The sequence below is a fragment of the Stenotrophomonas sp. GD03877 genome, from assembly GCF_029840555.1.
Taxonomy (GTDB): domain Bacteria; phylum Pseudomonadota; class Gammaproteobacteria; order Xanthomonadales; family Xanthomonadaceae; genus Stenotrophomonas; species Stenotrophomonas geniculata.
In genome coordinates this window covers 23,662-38,993 of sequence record NZ_JAOCCT010000037.1, presented here as the reverse complement: position 1 = coordinate 38,993, position 15,332 = coordinate 23,662, and the positions used below count along the sequence as shown (strand labels likewise).

Below are 15,332 nucleotides of genomic sequence, written 5' to 3'. Positions count from 1 at the left end.
GACTCAGCCCGCCTTCGCCAGGGCCGCCTGTTCGCGGTCCAGGCGGCGCAGGAACACCTGCATTTCCTTGTGTGCCTGCTGGTCACCCTTGCTGCCGGCCACGCTCAAGCCGCGTTGCCATGCTTCGCGCGCCGCCAGCGGCTGGCCACTGGCCAGCCAGGCTTTGCCCAGCAGCTTCCACGCCGCGGAATACTGCGGATCAAGCACCACGCACCGGCCCAGATGGGTGGCCGCGCGCACCGGGTTGCCCGCATCCAGCCAACCCTTGCCCAGGCCGAAGCGCAGCAGCGCGCCGTCCTTGCCGTTGGCAAGCATGCATTCCAGGGCTTCGATGTTCATCCGCGCACCTCCACCAGCAATTCGGTGGGGCCGGGCTGGAAGCGGCCACGATGGAACAGCAGCGGCGCGCCGCCGTTCTCGTGCACTTCGATGATGCGGCCAGCCAGCAGCAGATGATCACCCACCGGCCACTGTGCGTGGCGGGTACAGGTGAGGTGGGCGACCGCACCGGCGATGCGTGGTGGGGCATCCTCGTCATCATCCAGCAATGCCAGGCCGTCGAAGCGGTTGCGGACCTGCGGATCGGCAAAGCGCCGGGCCAGCGCTTCCTGGTCGGCCGCCAGCACGCTGATCGCAAAGCGGGTGGCGCGCTGGAAGGTGGACAGGCTCTGCGCATGCAACGCCAGGTTCCACAGCACCAGTGGCGGCTGCAATGACACCGGCACGAACGAATTGATGGTCAGGCCGATGGGTTTGCCCTGCGCATCGCGCGTGCAGACGATGGCCACGCCGGTAGGAAAGTGGCCGAGCAGCCGCCGCAGGGCCCGCGGCGGCATCTCGACCGACGGCACCGGGGCCGGGGCGGGGAAAACCCCCGCCCACGGCCCGGCGTACGGCAGCGTTTCGCCGCTCATGAGGCCCTGGCCTGGCGGTAGCGCCGGCCGACCTCGGCCCAGCTGATGATGTTGAAGAACGCACCGATGTAGTCCGGGCGACGGTTCTGGTAGTGCAGGTAGTAGGCGTGTTCCCAGACATCCAGTGCGAGGATCGGGGTGTTGCCGGACAGGCCCACGGCCGCACCCATCAGCGGGCTGTCCTGGTTGGCGCTGCTTTCCACCTGCAGGCGACCATCGCGATCGCTGGTCAGCCAGGCCCAGCCGCTGCCGAAGCGGGTCTGCGCCGCCTTGGTGAAGGCCTCCTTGAAAGCATCGAAACCGCCGAGGTCACGGTCGATGGCGGCGGCCAGTTCGTCATCGGGCGCACCACCGTTGGTGCTGAGCACGGTCCAGAACAGGCTGTGGTTGGCGTGGCCACCGCCGTTGTTGCGGATGGCGCCGCGCTGCGCCTCGGGCACGGCATCGAGGTTGGCGATCAGCGCCTCGACCGGCTGCTCGGCGATGCCGGCCTGCTCGATGGCGGCGTTGAGGTTGTTGACGTAGGCCTGGTGGTGCTTGCTGTGGTGGATCTCCATCGTGCGCGCATCGAAATGCGGCTCAAGGGCGTCGTAGGCGTAGGGGAGCGGGGGAAGCGAGTACGACATCGAAGCAATCTCCGTGGGGAAGGCCAGAGGGCTGGCCGTGGGGAGACTGTTATCGCACCTCAACATTGGTTGAGGTCAAGGGGCGGGATTGGGATGCGCGCGCGTTCGCCGCTTTGATTCCCCCGTCAACCTCTGCAGGACAGTTCCCTGCGGCGGCGTGGAAACGGAGTCAAAGGCAAGAGGCAGAGCGACGTGGTAGTGCCGGCCGCTGGCCGGCAATCAGCGAAGGTCGGGTTGACGGCCAGCGGCCGGCACTACCAGAACCCGCTGTTCGGACCTCACCGGCGCGCTGATGTGCTGCCCGCGCTCGCTGGAAACTGTCCGGTGGCGGGGGGAGGGGCTGGCTGGGACCGTTGGCGCCATGGATGGCGCCATCGAGCCCCCAAGGATGGGTTTACGGCGTGTCCCGGCCAGCCCCTCCCCCCGCCACAACCGATATCAACAAAAGCGCCGGCAGGCGAACCCGCCGCCAGCGTTTTCATCAACTCAACCAATCCTTGCACGCGCCATCTACCTGATCGCCGCACGCCTGCTGCATCCTCTGCTGCAGCCGCGCCAGCGTCTCCGCGCCCTGGTGCTTGCCGCTCCACGTCTTCAACTGCCCTGCCAGGCGTTCGAAACGCTGGCGGGTACGCTGGTGGTAACCGGAAGGCTGCGCTTCCAGTTCGGCGATCAGCGAGGCGGTGGCCTGCTCGATGCGTGGTGCGTCGTCCGGCGCCAGCTTCAGCAGGCCCTCCACGTACAGCACGCCCCACTGCACGCGGGTGGCCGGGCCCTGCGCACCGTCGTAGGCACGCTTCAACCACTCCAGCGCCCCGGCGGTATCGCCGCGCTGCTCGGCCAGTTCGGCCAGCTCGGGCATGTAGTAGTACGGCTGTTCGCTGCGCTTCAGCTCGGCCAGCAACAGCGCCTCGGCACCCGCGTCGTCGCCAACCTCGCGCAGGGCATGGACCGCGCTGCTGATCGTGGCCTGGCGCGCATGCGCATCGGTGGCGGCGGCATCGGCAGCGGCCACGCGCTGCTTGACCCGATCAACCAGCGGCGCGGGCAGTGCACCCTCCGGCTGCTGCTGGCGGACCAGCGCTACTTCGGTCAGCGCACGGGACAACGCGTCGTCGGCGCGGTCGCCGCGCTCGGCGTCCGCCCGCTCCAGTGCGACCAGCAGCTGCTGTCCCAGCGTGTTGCTGGTGGCCGGCCCGGCACTGGCCTGCTTGACCAGCTGCACGCCTGCATAGCCCAGCAACTCGCGGTTGCGACGTACTTCCGCCGGTTGCGCCAGCACCGCCTGCAGCAGCTCGCGCACTTCGGTGGGCGAGGCATCGGGCTTTTCGGCGGTTGCCAAGGCAAGCAGAGCGAAGCGGCGCTGCAGGGCGGCATCCGGTGCCGCCTTGGACAGCTGGCGCAGCACATCCTGGCTCCTGCGCTCGCCGGCCAGGCGGTTGGCGTCCACTTCCCAGCCGTAGTCGCCCAGCACCTGCCAGTCTTCTGCGGCCAGTCGGTCCGGCGTTGCCAACGCGGTGGCCAAGGTGGCGGCAACAGCACTGCGGCGGCCTGCGGCGACGGTCAGTGCCCGGGTCAGTTCGGTGGCATCATTGCCGCCGGCCACGCGGGTGATTTCGTTGCGCTGTGGGTCCAATACGATCAGGGTCGGATAGCCGCGTACGCCGAAGCGCTCGCCCCAGGCCTGCGCCCCTTCCTCGTCGCCATCCAGATAGACAGGAACGAATTTGCTGGTCAGCGCGATGAAGGCCGGATCCTTGAACAAGCCTGCTTTGAGCTGGTTGCACGGCGGGCACCAGACGGCACCCCAGTACAGCAGCACCGGCTTGCCGCTGTCGGCGGCCTCGGCGAAGGCATCGTCGACATCGCCTTGGCGCCAGGCGATGGCGGACGCCGGCGCGGGCGCCTCGGCGGAGTTGGCGGTGGAAACCGGGGCCGGGGTGCAGGCGCTCAGCGCCGAAGCCAGCAGCAACACGGAAAGCGCGACGCGCATCGGCAGCATCTCGAAGGGCAGGGTGACAGGCCATTGTAGGAACCGCCGGGGAGCCCGCTGATTCAGTTTGCTTATGACGGGCGTGCTGCAGGGCATGACGCCCACCGCGCATTGCCGGGCAACGCCGGGCGGATGCCTTCAGGCCGCTGCCCGCACCATCTGTTGATACACCAGCCCATTGAACTCGCCGACCTCGCCGTCCAGCACGAAGCCATAGCGCAGGTAGGTTGGCACTGCATTGAGTGAGGCGCGCACGGTCAGGACCGGCTCGCGCACCTGTGGAAGCACCGCCTCGAACAAAGCATGGCCGATACCCTGACCCTGGCAGCCGGGATCGACGAACAGCATCGCCAGGTGCCGGCCCTCCTTCAGTTCGATCACGCCGACGACACGGCCGTCCTGCTCGGCCACCAGGATGTGGTTGTCGCCCTGCAGGCGCGCGCCGAACGCTTCGGCCGCGGCGACACTGCCGAAGGTGGCGATGCCGGCCGCGCTGAGCGAAGGCGCGACCGCCGCAGTGAACGCAGCCAGGCACACCGCGCTGATCGCAGGCAGGTCATCGACGTGGGCAGGGCGAATCGTCGGCATGCAGTGTTCTTCCGGTGGTGGGCGGCGCGTCATCGTTGCCGCATGACTGCACGCTAAGCTGCCGGCATGAGTGATTTCAATCCCGCTTACGCTGCGTTGTTTCCCCAACAGGGGCTGAGCCTGGGCCTGATGACCCCTGTCGCCGCGCATGGGCTGGCCGATCCGCATGACGCCAGGCGCATCGCACGACTGGCCGATGACCTGGGCTTTGCCGCGTTGTGGACGCGCGATGTGCCGTTGATGGTCCCGCAGGGGCCAGATGCGACAGCCAGCGCGCTGGACGATCCGTTCCTGTGGCTGGGCATGCTGGCTGCGGCGACCGAGCGGATCGTGGTTGGCAGCGCGGCCATCGTGCTGCCGTTGCGCCAGCCGCTGCAGGTGGCGAAGTCGGCCTTGAGCCTGGACCGGATCAGTGGCGGCCGCTTCGTGCTGGGCCTGGGTTCGGGCGACCGCCCGGAAGAGTTCGCCGCATTCGGCGAGGATCTGGAGGGCAGGGCGGCGACGTTCCGTGAGCGCTGGACATTGTTGCGCGCGGCGCTGTCACCGGAGGCCGATGAGCGGGCCGCCGTGCGGCAGGCGACCGGTGGCTTCGACGTGCTGCCGGCCCCGGCCACGCGCATTCCGATGCTGGTGGTGGGCACTGCGCGGCAGAGCCTGCAGTGGATCGCGCGCGAGGCCGAAGGCTGGGCTACCTATCACCGCGAGGAAGCCGCACAGGAAGGGCGCATCGGCCTGTGGCAACAGGCGCAGGCGCAAGGCGCTGGGCCAGGCAAGCCGTTCGTGCAGTCGATGCTGCTGGATCTGCAGGCCGATCCGCAGGCGCCACCCGAGCCACTGCCGCTGGGGCTGAAGGTTGGCCGCGATGGCTTGCGCGACTACCTGCTGCGCGTACATGTGCAGGGCGTGGCGCATGTGATGTTCAACCTGGTCGACAACGGGCGACCGATGGACGCGGTGCTGCGCGAAATTGGAGAGCAGGTGCTGCCACATATGCTCCGGTAGGTGTCCACCTTGGTGCACACGTTCCAGCAGTCGAGCACGGCTCGGCTCTACATGGGGCGTGCATCTGCGTATCATTCGCATTTGATACCCCGATGCCGGAGCCCCGCGTGACCCAACGTTCCCCCATGCACTCGACCGGACGCCTGTTCGCCGCGGTCGCTTTCATCGAGGCCGTGACCTGGGCCGGCCTGCTCATCGGCATGTGGATGAAGTACGGCCCCATGACCAACGTGGCGCTGGTGAAGCTGTTCGGGCCCCTGCACGGCGTGGCCTTCCTGGTGTACGTGGCGGTCACGCTGTTTGCGGCGGTGCGCCTGCGCTGGCCGTGGTGGGCCAGTGCCCTGGCCCTGCTGGCGGCCATCCCGCCGTTGGTGACGCTGCCGCTGGAGTGGTGGTTCAAGCGCCGTGGCCTGCTGGGCCTGCGTGCAATGCGCTGAACCCACTGTTGCATGCCCATTCAAGAGAATGGGTATCAAATGCAAATAAGAGCCGTTATCATTTAAGCGTGGCATCCGGTCCTGAGTGGGGCGGGTGCCGGGCGGGGCGTGCAGACGCGCCCGGCCAATCCTTTCCTGTTACGGCTGGTGTTTCATGCACGCACGTCCCGTCGTTCCCGGCTTGCCGGCGCTGGTGTTGGCTGCCCTGATCGGCACCATGGCGATGATGTCCTTCGTCGCTGTGATCGGCCCGGTGGTCCGCATGCTCGGCCTGTCCGAGTGGCATGCCGGCCTGTCGGTCACCGCCGCAGGCGTGCTGTGGATGCTGGCCGCGCGCCCCTGGGGCCAGCTCAGCGACCGCATCGGCCGCAAACGCGTGCTGATGCTGGCGATGAGCGCCTACACCGTGGTCTATATCGCGCTGGCGGTGTTCATCGACGTCGCCCTGCAGGCAGTGCCGCCGGTGCTAGTGTCAGTGCTGGTGCTGGTCGGTGCGCGTGGCCTGATCGGCCTGTTCTACGCGGCTGTGCCTCCTACCGCAGCCGCGCTGATCGCCGACAAGGCACCCACCGGACAGCGTGCAAAATTCCTCGCCCGCCTGGGCAGTGCCAACGCGCTGGGCATGGTGCTCGGCCCGGCCGCCGCGGGCTGGCTGGCCTATACGAATCTGTCGCTGGCGCTGTACGTGGCCGCGCTGCTGCCGTTGCTGGCACTGGCATTGCTGGCCTGGCGGCTGCCGGCTACACCGCCCGTGGTGGGCGCGTCCGCACAGCGCCGCACGCCGATGAGCCGCCTCGACGCGCGCCTGTGCCTGCCGCAGCTGGCAGCGTTCATCGCCATGGTCTCGGTGACTATCGCGCAGGTCACGGTCGGCTTCTTCGCAATTGATCGCCTGGGTCTGGATGCGGCGACCGGCGCGCGCATGGCCGGCATTGCACTCACCGCCGTTGGCGTCGGCCTGATCCTGGCGCAGGCGCTGGTGATGAAGCTGGAGGTGCATCCACGTCGCTGGATCGTCCTCGGCGCTCTCATTTCCGGCATCGGCTTCACTTCGGTGGCGGGCGTGCAGCAGGCCTGGCAATTGCCTGCGGCCTATGCGCTGGCTGCGTTCGGCATGGGCTTCGTATTCCCCTCGTTCCAGGCGCTGGCCGCCGATGCGGTAGAGGCGCACGAGCAGGGCGCCGCCGCAGGCACCGTGGCGGCCGCGCAAGGGCTGGGCATGGTGGCCGGGCCGATGCTCGGCACGCTGTTGTATCGCGGCGGGCCAAGCCTGCCTTACCTGCTGGTGGGCGCGCTGCTGCTGTTGCTGTGCGCGCTGGCCGCAGCGCATCGGATGAAGGAGACCCCATGAACGATTCCCTGATGCAGGGCGCGTGGCCGGAGGCTGCGCCAGCACCACAGGAGAGCACCGACGACGCGTCGCTGTTCCTGCTGCGGCATGCCGGCCAGCACGTGCACGCCCGCGGTTGCCGCGCCACGTTGCCAGCCGGTGCACTGGCGACGTTGGCAGAACGCGTTTCGGAGTTCTTTGCCCAGCAGCGTGGCGGCCCGGGCCTGCTGGTTGGCGCGGTGCCGTTCGAGCCGCGTGCCGACGATGCGCTGTACCAGCCCGAGCGCCTGCTGCCGGCGCTGGCACTGCAGCCGCAGGCCGCACCGCCGCTGGACGGCGCCCTGCGGGCCGAACCTGTGCCGCAGGACTATGCCGCTGCAGTCGCTGCGGCAGTGCAGGCCTTGCGTGCGCCCGAGCAGAACCTGCATAAGGTGGTGCTGGCGCGCAGCCTGCTGGCACGCACCCGCCAGGCGCTTTCTCCGGACGTGCTGCTGGCACGCCTGGGCGCGGATCCGTCGGTGGCGACCTACGCGGTGCCGCTTCCGGTGGAGCTGGGCCAGGCACCGGCCTGGCTGGTCGGTGCGACGCCGGAGCTGCTGCTGCGCAAGCGCGGCGCCGAACTGTTGTCGCATCCGTTGGCGGGTTCCGCGCGGCGCAGTGCCGATGCCGCCGAGGACGAGCGTGCGGCGCAGGCGCTGCTGGCCTCGACCAAGGACCACGACGAGCACCGCCACGTGGTCGAAGCCATCGTCGAAGGCCTGGCACCGTACTGCAGCCACATCGATGCACAGCCGCGCCCGGTGCTGCATGCCACCGCCAGCATGTGGCACCTCGGCACACGCATCCACGCCACCCTGAAGGATCCGCAGACATCGGCGGCCGAGCTGTTGGCACAGCTGCATCCCACGCCGGCGGTCTGCGGTACGCCACGGTTGGCGGCGCTGCAGCGCATCCGCGAGCTGGAACCTGTACCGCGTGGCTTCTATGCCGGCGCCGTGGGTTGGTTGGACGCGCAGGGTGACGGCGACTGGTACGTGGCGATCCGCTGCGCGCGCCTGCAGGGCACGCAACTGCGCCTGTATGCCGGTGCCGGCATCGTCGCCGAGTCGCACCCCGAGGCCGAGGTGGCTGAAACCGCAGCGAAGTTTGCTGCCCTGTTGAACGCGCTGGGTGTCCATGAATCCGCGCCCGCCATCGAGCCTGCCGCATGAATGCTTCCGTTGAATCCTCCCGCCTGCCACTGCAGCAGGTGTGGCCCGACGCGCTGGTGGCGCGCTATCGCGAGGCCGGTCACTGGCGTGGCGAGACCTTCCCGGCGTTCCTGCGCGACCGTGCAGAACGCTATGCCGATGACATCGCGGTGGTCGCCGGCGACGTCCGCCTGAGCTATGCACAGCTGTGGCACGAGGCCGGGCGGATCGGCGCCGGCCTGTTGGCGCTGGGCCTGCAGCCAGGGGGGCGGGTGCTGGTGCAGCTGGGCAACACGGCAGGCTTCATCACCACGGTCTGTGGCCTGTTCCGTGCCGGGCTGGTGCCGGTGTACGCGTTGCCGGCGCACCGCATCACCGAGCTGGTGCACTTCGCCAGCAAGGCCGAAGCCAGTGCCTACATCACCACGGCACTGCACGACGGCTTCGATCACCGCGGGCTGGCGCGGGCGCTGCAGGCCGAGGTCCCGGCGGTTCGCCATGTGGTGATCGACGGCGATGCGGCGGAGTTCGTCGCGCTGGAGGCGCTGCAGGGCGATCGCAGCCAGCTGCCGGTCGATCCGGACCCGCAATCGGTAGCGTTCCTGCAGATTTCCGGAGGCAGTACCGGGCTGTCCAAGCTGATTCCGCGTACCCACGACGACTACATCTACTCGTTCCGCGCCAGCAATGACCTCTGCGGCATAGACCGCGACAGCGTCTACCTGGTCGCGCTGCCGGCTGCGCACAACTTCCCGATGAGCTCGCCCGGCTTCTTCGGCGCGCTGTACGCCGGTGCCCGCGTCGTGCTCAGCCCCGGCCCCGGACCGGATGTGGCCTTCCCGCTGATCGCCCGCGAACAGGTGACCTGCTGCGGGCTGGTGCCGCCGCTGGCGCTGCTGTGGGCGCAGGCGGCCGCCACCAGCAGGCATGACCTGTCCAGCCTGCAGGTACTGCAGGTGGGCGGCGCCAAGCTGGTGCCGGAAGCCGCGCGGCGGGTGATCGACGGCCTCGGCTGTACCTTGCAGCAGGTATTCGGCATGGCCGAAGGGCTGGTGAACTACACCCGCCTGGATGATCCGGAAGAACTGATCGTGGCCTGCCAGGGGCGACCGATCAGTCCGGATGATGAAGTGCGCGTGGTCGATGACCATGACCAGCCGGTGGCCGAGGGCGAGGTGGGGCATCTACTCACCCGTGGCCCGTACACCATCCGTGGCTACCACAACGATGCGGTGGCCAATGCGCGCTCGTTTACCGACGACGGCTTCTATCGCACCGGCGACCGTGTGCAGCAGCTGCCCGGTGGCTATCTGGTGGTACAGGGCCGTGCGGGTGACCACATCAACCGCGCTGGCGAGAAGATCTCCGCTGAGGAGATCGAGGACCACCTGCTGGCGCACCCGGGTGTGTTCGACGCCGCCGTGGTCTCCATTCCCGATGAGTATCTGGGCGAGCGCAGCTGTGCGTTCGTGATCGCGCAGGGCGAGCCGTTCAAGGCCCCGGCACTGAAGGCCTGGATGCGCGGGCGCGGCCTGGCGGCGTTCAAGGTGCCCGACCAGGTCGTGTTCGTCGACAGTTTCGATACCACTGCGGTCGGCAAGATCAGCCGCCGCGAACTGCGCGCGCAATTGCGTGCGCGTCATCTGCAACAGACAGGAGGAACGCGCTGATGGCGCTGCCCCGTATTACCGACTATCCCTTGCCGACCGCCGCCGAACTGCCGCAGGCGCGTGGCCCGTGGCGCCCGCAGCGCGCTCGTGTCGCGCTGTTGGTGCACGACATGCAGCGTTACTTCCTGGCCGCCTTCGACGCCGGTAATGCACCGCTACGGCCGGCCGTGGACAACATCGCACGGCTGCTGGCGCATTGCCGCGCGCACGGCATTCCGGTGTTCTACACCGCCCAGCATGGCGACCAGGACCGCCGTGACCGTGGCCTGCAGGCCGACCTGTGGGGACCGGGCATGCGCCGCAGCGCCGACCACGAACCGATCATCGAGGCGCTGGCACCGCAGCCAGGCGAGCACGTGCTGGTGAAGCACCGCTACAGCGCCTTCCAGCGCAGCAACCTGGAGACGCTGATGCGGGTACGTGGGCGCGACCAGCTGCTGGTGACTGGCGTGTACGCCCATATCGGCTGCACCGCGACCGTGGTCGAGGCCTTCCAGCGTGACATCGAGGCTTTCATCGCCGCTGACGCGGTGGCGGACTTCTCGCGCGCCGATCACGATCAGGCGCTGCACTGGATCGCACGCACCAGCGGGGTGCCGATGATCACCGACCAGCTGCTGGAGGTGCTGTGATGGCTGCCACGGGTGAGGTGCTGGATCTGGAGCGGATGCGTGCCGATGTGGCGCGCGTGCTGGAGTGCACACCTGCCGAGATCGGTGACGACGACAACCTGATCGACCTGGACCTGGATTCGATGCGCATGCTCGGCCTGGTCCTGGCCTGGGGCAACACCGGCCTGCCGCTGGAGTTCTCGCAGCTGGCCGAACACACCACGCTGCGCCAGTGGTGGAACGTGGTGCAGACGCTGCAGGCCGCGCAGAACGCATGAACGCCGCCGCGCTGGCCACGCCGGTGGCATTGACCGAGGCCCAGGCGGGACTGTGGTTCGCACAGCGGCTGGCACCGGACAACCCGTCATTCAATACCGCGCACGCGGTGTGGATCGATGGCCCGCTGGACGTGGCCGCGTTCGTCGCAGCGGCAGACCAGGCTGCAGGCGAGGCCCAGGCCTTAGCACTGCGCTTTGCCGAAGGGGCCGATGGCCAGCCGCTGCAGTGGCATGACCCCGCACACGTGCCGTTGCTTTCGGTGCGTGATGTGTCCACCGAGACGGATCCCGCCGCTGCGGCACGCAACCTGATGCACGCCGACCGGCTGAGCCCGGTCGATCCCACCCGCGACCGGATCAGTCAGCAGGTGCTGCTTGAGCTGGGCGGGCAGCGCTGGGTCTGGTACCTGCGTGTGCATCATCTGGCCACCGATGGTTACGGCATGGCGCTGTTCACTGATCGCGTGTGCGCGTTGTATGCCGGTCGTATGGGTGAGCCACTGCCGGGGCTGGCGGGCGTGCTGGCCGACGATGCTGCTTATCGTGCCGACCCGCGCCGCACGCAGGCCGGGCAGTGGTGGCGCGAGCACATGCAGGGGGCACCGGCGGGCGTCGGTCTGGCCGGTACGCTCGCGGCCAGTGACGACGCGCTGCGCTGGGTGCAGCCGCTCGATGCGGCATTCCGTGAGCAGTTGCTGCAGGCATCGGTACGTTGGTTGCAGCCCTGGCCAGACGTGCTGGCCGCGTTGTCGGCCGAGTACCTGCGGCGGATGAGCGCGGCCGATGAAGTGGTGCTGGGCGTGCCCTACATGGGCCGGCTCGGCAACGCGTCGGCGCGGGTGCCGGCGATGGTGATGAATGTGTTGCCGCTGCGCGTGGCCGCCGGCGAGGGCAGCGTCGAGACCTTTACCCGCAGCCTGGGCCGGCAGCTCAGCCAGGGCCGCAAGCACGGCCGCTACCGCGGCGAGCAACTGCGCCGGGACTTGGGCCTGGTCGGCGCGCAGCAGCGCCTGCACGGCCCCCTGGTGAATGTGCAGCCGTTCTACAAGCCGCTGGCCCTGCCAGGCGTGCAGGCCACGCTGGAGGTGCTGTGCACCGGGCCGGTGGATGATCTGACGCTGGGCTTCCGTGGCGATGGCCAGGCGCTGCTGGATCTGGAGATCGAGGCCAATCCCGCGCTGTACAGTCGCGAGGATGTCGAGGCGCACGCGGCGCGGCTGCTGCATTTCGTGTCCTCGGCACTGCAGGCTGACGATATCGCAGCCGCACCTCTGGCGACGCCCGAGGAGGCGCAGCAGGTTCTGCAAGGCTTCAATGCCACCGCGCACGCCCTGCCGGAGACGACCCTGGTCGAGCTGCTGCAGCAGGGCATGGATCGGGACCCGCACGCGCCGGCACTGGTGTTCGGCGACACTACGCTGGACTACGCAACGCTGGAAGCGCGCAGCTTCGCGCTGGCGGCACAGCTGCGGACAATGGATGTCGGCCCGGGCAGCGTGGTGGCGGTGGCATTGCCGCGCTCGCTGGAGCTGGTGATCGCTCTGGTCGCGGTGCTGCGAGCAGGCGCGGCCTACCTTCCGCTGGACCTGGCCCATCCCGATGAGCGGCTGGCACGTATTTTCGCGTCGGCACAGCCGGTGTGCGTACTGGCTGCGGCGGACGTATCGGCGCGCGTGGCCGGCGTACCGGTGCTCGCGCCGGAGCAGTGGACTGCGCTGAGTTTTGCCGCACCGTGGGCCGATCCGGCACCTGACGATGCGGCCTACGTGATCTATACCTCCGGCTCGACTGGCGAGCCCAAGGGCGTGGTCATCGAACACCGTGCCATCGTCAACCGCCTGCTGTGGATGCGCGAGCACTACGACATCCGCGCCGATGACCGCGTGCTGCAGAAGACCCCGGCCACCTTCGACGTCTCGGTCTGGGAGTTCTTCCTGCCGCTGCTGTGCGGGGCCACGCTGGTGGTCGCCGGGCCGGACGCGCATCGCGATCCCACTGAACTGGCGCGGCTGATCCGCGAGCATGGCATCACCACGGCGCATTTCGTGCCATCGATGTTGGATGCCTTCCTCGCTGCACCGGCCTCCGAAGGGCTGCAGCTGCGACGGGTGTTCACCAGTGGCGAGGCGCTGGATGCTTCGTCCCGCGACCGCTTCCACGCGCGTGTGCACGCCGAGCTGCACAACCTGTATGGCCCGACCGAAGCTGCGGTGGACGTCAGCTACTGGCCGGCGTCGGCGCAGGATCGTTCGCGGCCGGTGCCGATCGGGTTCCCGGTCTGGAACACCCGCCTGTACGTGCTGGACGCCCGGATGCAGCCGGTGCCGGTGGGCGTGCCCGGTGACCTGTACCTGGGTGGCGTCCAGCTGGCGCGTGGCTATCTCGGTCGCGATGATCTGACCACCGAGCGCTTCCTTGCCGATCCCTTCCTGACGGGCGAGCGCATCTACCGCACCGGCGACGTAGCACGCTGGCGCCGCGATGGTGCGGTCGAGTATCTCGGCCGCAGCGACCACCAGGTGAAACTGCGCGGCCTGCGCATCGAGCTGGGCGAGATCGAGGCGGCACTGCGCGAGCTGCCTGGCATGGAGCGGGCGGAAGTGCTGCTGCGCCAGGATGCTCCCGGCGAAGTGCGTCTGGTGGCGTATCTGCCGACCGCGCTTGCCGATGCCATAACGCTGCGCAGCCACCTGGCCACGCGCGTGCCGGACTATATGGTGCCCTCGGCGTTTGTCGGCGTGGACCACTGGCCGGTGACCGCCAACGGCAAGCTCGACCGCAACGCGTTGCCGAAGCCTCCGCAACTTGAAGTTGCCGGCTTGGCGCCGCGCACGCCGTTGGAACAGGAGCTGGCGTTGTTGTTCGCCCAGGCGCTTGGGCGTGAGGCGCCGGTGGCAGTGGATGCAGATTTCTTCAGTCTCGGCGGTGATTCGCTGTCGGCGGTGCACCTGCTGCTGGCGATCGAGCAGCGCTGGCGCTGTGATCTGGGTCTGGGTGCCTTGTTTGCGCAGCCCACCGTGGCCGCACTGGCGGTTCGTATTGCCGAGCCTCCCGCGCTGGCCGATCACGCACTGGGGCCGGTGATCGCATTGGCCGCAACCGACGCCGCCGGGCCCACGCCGCTGTTCGTGCTGCATCCGGCCGGGGGGATCGCCTGGAACTACCGCACCCTGGCCCGGGCACTGCAGCCGGCACGCCCGGTGTACGGCCTGCAGTCGCCGGCACTGGACGCCCGGCAGCCGCTGCCGAGCAGCATCGAGGCGATGGCCAACGACTACGTGCAGCGCGTGGTCGCACTACAGCCGAAGGGGCCAGTGCATCTGCTGGGCTGGTCGGTAGGTGGCATCCTCGCCCAGGCGATGGCGGTGCGCCTGCATGAAATCGGCCGCGACGTCGGCGAGCTGGTGCTGCTGGACGCGTATCCCAGCGAGTGCTGGCGGGCCGAACCGGAACCCGATCCCATCGCCGCATTGCGGGCATTGCTGGCGATTGCCGGCCACGATCCGGATGCGCATCCGGAACTCGACAGCCGTGAACGAATTCTGGGGTTCCTGCGCCGTGGCGGCAGTGCACTCGGCAGCCTGCCGGATGTGGTGCTCGATGGCGTGGTGCGCGCGGTGACCGGCACCAATCGACTGATCCGCGAACATATTCACCAACCGTTCGACGGCACGCTGGTGCACGTCCGTGCTGGTCGGGATCATCAGGCGCGGCCACAGCTGCAATCGACGTTGTGGCGGACCCACGCGCGCAGGGTGCAGGCGCTGGAACTGCCGTTCCTGCACGCCGAACTGACCGGCCGCGATGCGGTGGCGCAGCTGGCGCCGTGGTTGTCGGCGCGGCTGCGCCACTGGGATGAGCAACAGGAGATCGCAACATGCAGTTGACCGGTTTCGACGGCCGCGTGGCGTTGGTTACGGGTGCATCCGGCGGCATCGGCGAGGCGTTGGTACGGCTGTTGGCCGAGGCCGGCTGCACGGTGGTGGCGACCGATCGCGAGACGCCGCGCGTGGCCGATACCCGGGTGAAGTCGCTCGCACTCGATGTAACCGACAGCGCCGCCGTGGACGCCTTGGTGGATCAGGTCGAGTCCAGCATCGGGCCGATCATGCTGGCCGCCAGCGTGGCCGGCGTACTGCATGTGGGCGGCGTCACCGGGACCACCGACGACGACTGGCGCCGGGTGTTTGCAGTCAATGCCGATGGCGTGTTCCATGTCGGAAGGGCGTTGGCGCGGGTGATGTCACCGCGTCGGCAGGGCGCGATCGTTACCGTCAGCTCGAATGCGGCCGGTGTACCAAGGCACGGCATGGCGGCCTATGCGGCCTCCAAGGCCGCCGCCACGATGTTTTCTCGCTGCCTCGGGCTGGAACTGGCGCCGCTGGGCATCCGCTGCAACATCGTTGCCCCGGGTTCAACACTGACCCCGATGCAGACCGGCATGTGGCTGGACGAGCATGGTGCCGAGCGGGTGATCGCCGGCAACCTTGAAACCTACAAGGCCGGCATTCCGCTGCGCAAGCTGGCCACCCCGGAGGACATCGCGCACTCGGTGATGTTCCTGCTCTCCGAACAGGCCGGGCATGTGGCGATGAGCGACCTGTATGTGGATGGCGGCGCCACCCTTCGCGGCTGAGCTTCTGTAGAGCCGAGCCCACGCTCGGCTGAGGGCGAAGGCAGCCGAGCATGGGCT

Annotated in this window: 14 protein-coding genes; 9 read left to right on the top strand and 5 right to left on the bottom strand. The window is 68.7% G+C overall.

The window, feature by feature from the left end:
• Positions 1 to 3 precede the first annotated feature (3 nt).
• From N5D20_RS21065 to N5D20_RS21045, 5 genes are all read right to left on the bottom strand, one after another.
• Positions 4 to 339 (bottom strand): hypothetical protein, encoded by a 336-nt coding sequence (locus tag N5D20_RS21065; RefSeq protein ID WP_019336271.1) that lies wholly within the window; start codon positions 337 to 339, stop codon positions 4 to 6.
• On the bottom strand, positions 336 to 914 hold the full coding sequence (locus N5D20_RS21060; protein WP_021204258.1) for a flavin reductase family protein: 579 nt from the start codon (positions 912 to 914) through the stop codon (positions 336 to 338). The genes N5D20_RS21065 and N5D20_RS21060 overlap by 4 nt, the downstream gene beginning before the upstream one ends.
• A complete protein-coding gene (locus N5D20_RS21055) occupies positions 911 to 1,540 on the bottom strand; it encodes a superoxide dismutase (RefSeq protein WP_279914797.1) in 630 nt (209 codons plus the stop codon). Before N5D20_RS21055 ends, N5D20_RS21060 begins: the two co-directional genes overlap by 4 nt.
• Positions 1,541 to 2,021: 481 nt before the next feature.
• A complete protein-coding gene (locus N5D20_RS21050) occupies positions 2,022 to 3,542 on the bottom strand; it encodes a thioredoxin family protein (protein WP_279915094.1) in 1,521 nt (506 codons plus the stop codon).
• Between the two features lie 129 nt (positions 3,543 to 3,671).
• Positions 3,672 to 4,121 carry a GNAT family N-acetyltransferase gene (locus N5D20_RS21045; protein ID WP_100445962.1) on the bottom strand — a complete coding sequence of 150 codons (450 nt, stop codon included), beginning with the start codon at positions 4,119 to 4,121 and terminating at the stop codon, positions 3,672 to 3,674.
• A gap of 66 nt (positions 4,122 to 4,187) precedes the next feature.
• On the opposite strand from N5D20_RS21045, the gene N5D20_RS21040 reads away from it, so the two are divergent.
• The 9 genes from N5D20_RS21040 (at position 4,188) to N5D20_RS21000 (ending at position 15,275) form a co-directional block, all read left to right on the top strand.
• Positions 4,188 to 5,123, top strand: coding sequence for a TIGR03571 family LLM class oxidoreductase (locus tag N5D20_RS21040; RefSeq protein WP_279915095.1), 936 nt, complete (start codon positions 4,188 to 4,190; stop codon positions 5,121 to 5,123).
• Positions 5,124 to 5,248: 125 nt separating this feature from the next.
• A complete protein-coding gene (locus N5D20_RS21035; RefSeq protein ID WP_057503679.1) occupies positions 5,249 to 5,560 on the top strand; it encodes a DUF3817 domain-containing protein in 312 nt (103 codons plus the stop codon).
• A 154-nt stretch (positions 5,561 to 5,714) separates the two neighbouring features.
• Positions 5,715 to 6,911, top strand: coding sequence for an MFS transporter (locus N5D20_RS21030; RefSeq protein ID WP_043396400.1), 1,197 nt, complete (start codon positions 5,715 to 5,717; stop codon positions 6,909 to 6,911).
• Complete coding sequence (locus tag N5D20_RS21025; protein WP_010485225.1) at positions 6,908 to 8,101, top strand: isochorismate synthase; 1,194 nt, start codon at positions 6,908 to 6,910, stop codon at positions 8,099 to 8,101. Before N5D20_RS21030 ends, N5D20_RS21025 begins: the two co-directional genes overlap by 4 nt.
• Positions 8,098 to 9,750: an AMP-binding protein gene (locus N5D20_RS21020; protein WP_143994015.1), complete on the top strand. Its 1,653-nt coding sequence runs from the start codon at positions 8,098 to 8,100 to the stop codon at positions 9,748 to 9,750. Before N5D20_RS21025 ends, N5D20_RS21020 begins: the two co-directional genes overlap by 4 nt.
• Entirely contained in the window at positions 9,750 to 10,382 is a 633-nt protein-coding gene (locus N5D20_RS21015; RefSeq protein ID WP_279915097.1) for an isochorismatase family protein, read from the top strand. Before N5D20_RS21020 ends, N5D20_RS21015 begins: the two co-directional genes overlap by 1 nt.
• Positions 10,382 to 10,639, top strand: coding sequence for a phosphopantetheine-binding protein (locus tag N5D20_RS21010; protein WP_046986169.1), 258 nt, complete (start codon positions 10,382 to 10,384; stop codon positions 10,637 to 10,639). Before N5D20_RS21015 ends, N5D20_RS21010 begins: the two co-directional genes overlap by 1 nt.
• Positions 10,636 to 14,526 (top strand): enterobactin synthase subunit F, encoded by a 3,891-nt coding sequence (locus tag N5D20_RS21005; protein WP_279915098.1) that lies wholly within the window; start codon positions 10,636 to 10,638, stop codon positions 14,524 to 14,526. Before N5D20_RS21010 ends, N5D20_RS21005 begins: the two co-directional genes overlap by 4 nt.
• The gene (locus N5D20_RS21000; protein WP_049480895.1) at positions 14,517 to 15,275 is read left to right on the top strand and encodes a 2,3-dihydro-2,3-dihydroxybenzoate dehydrogenase; all 759 of its coding nucleotides are present in this window, start codon (positions 14,517 to 14,519) and stop codon (positions 15,273 to 15,275) included. Before N5D20_RS21005 ends, N5D20_RS21000 begins: the two co-directional genes overlap by 10 nt.
• The last annotated feature ends 57 nt before the right edge of the window (positions 15,276 to 15,332 follow it).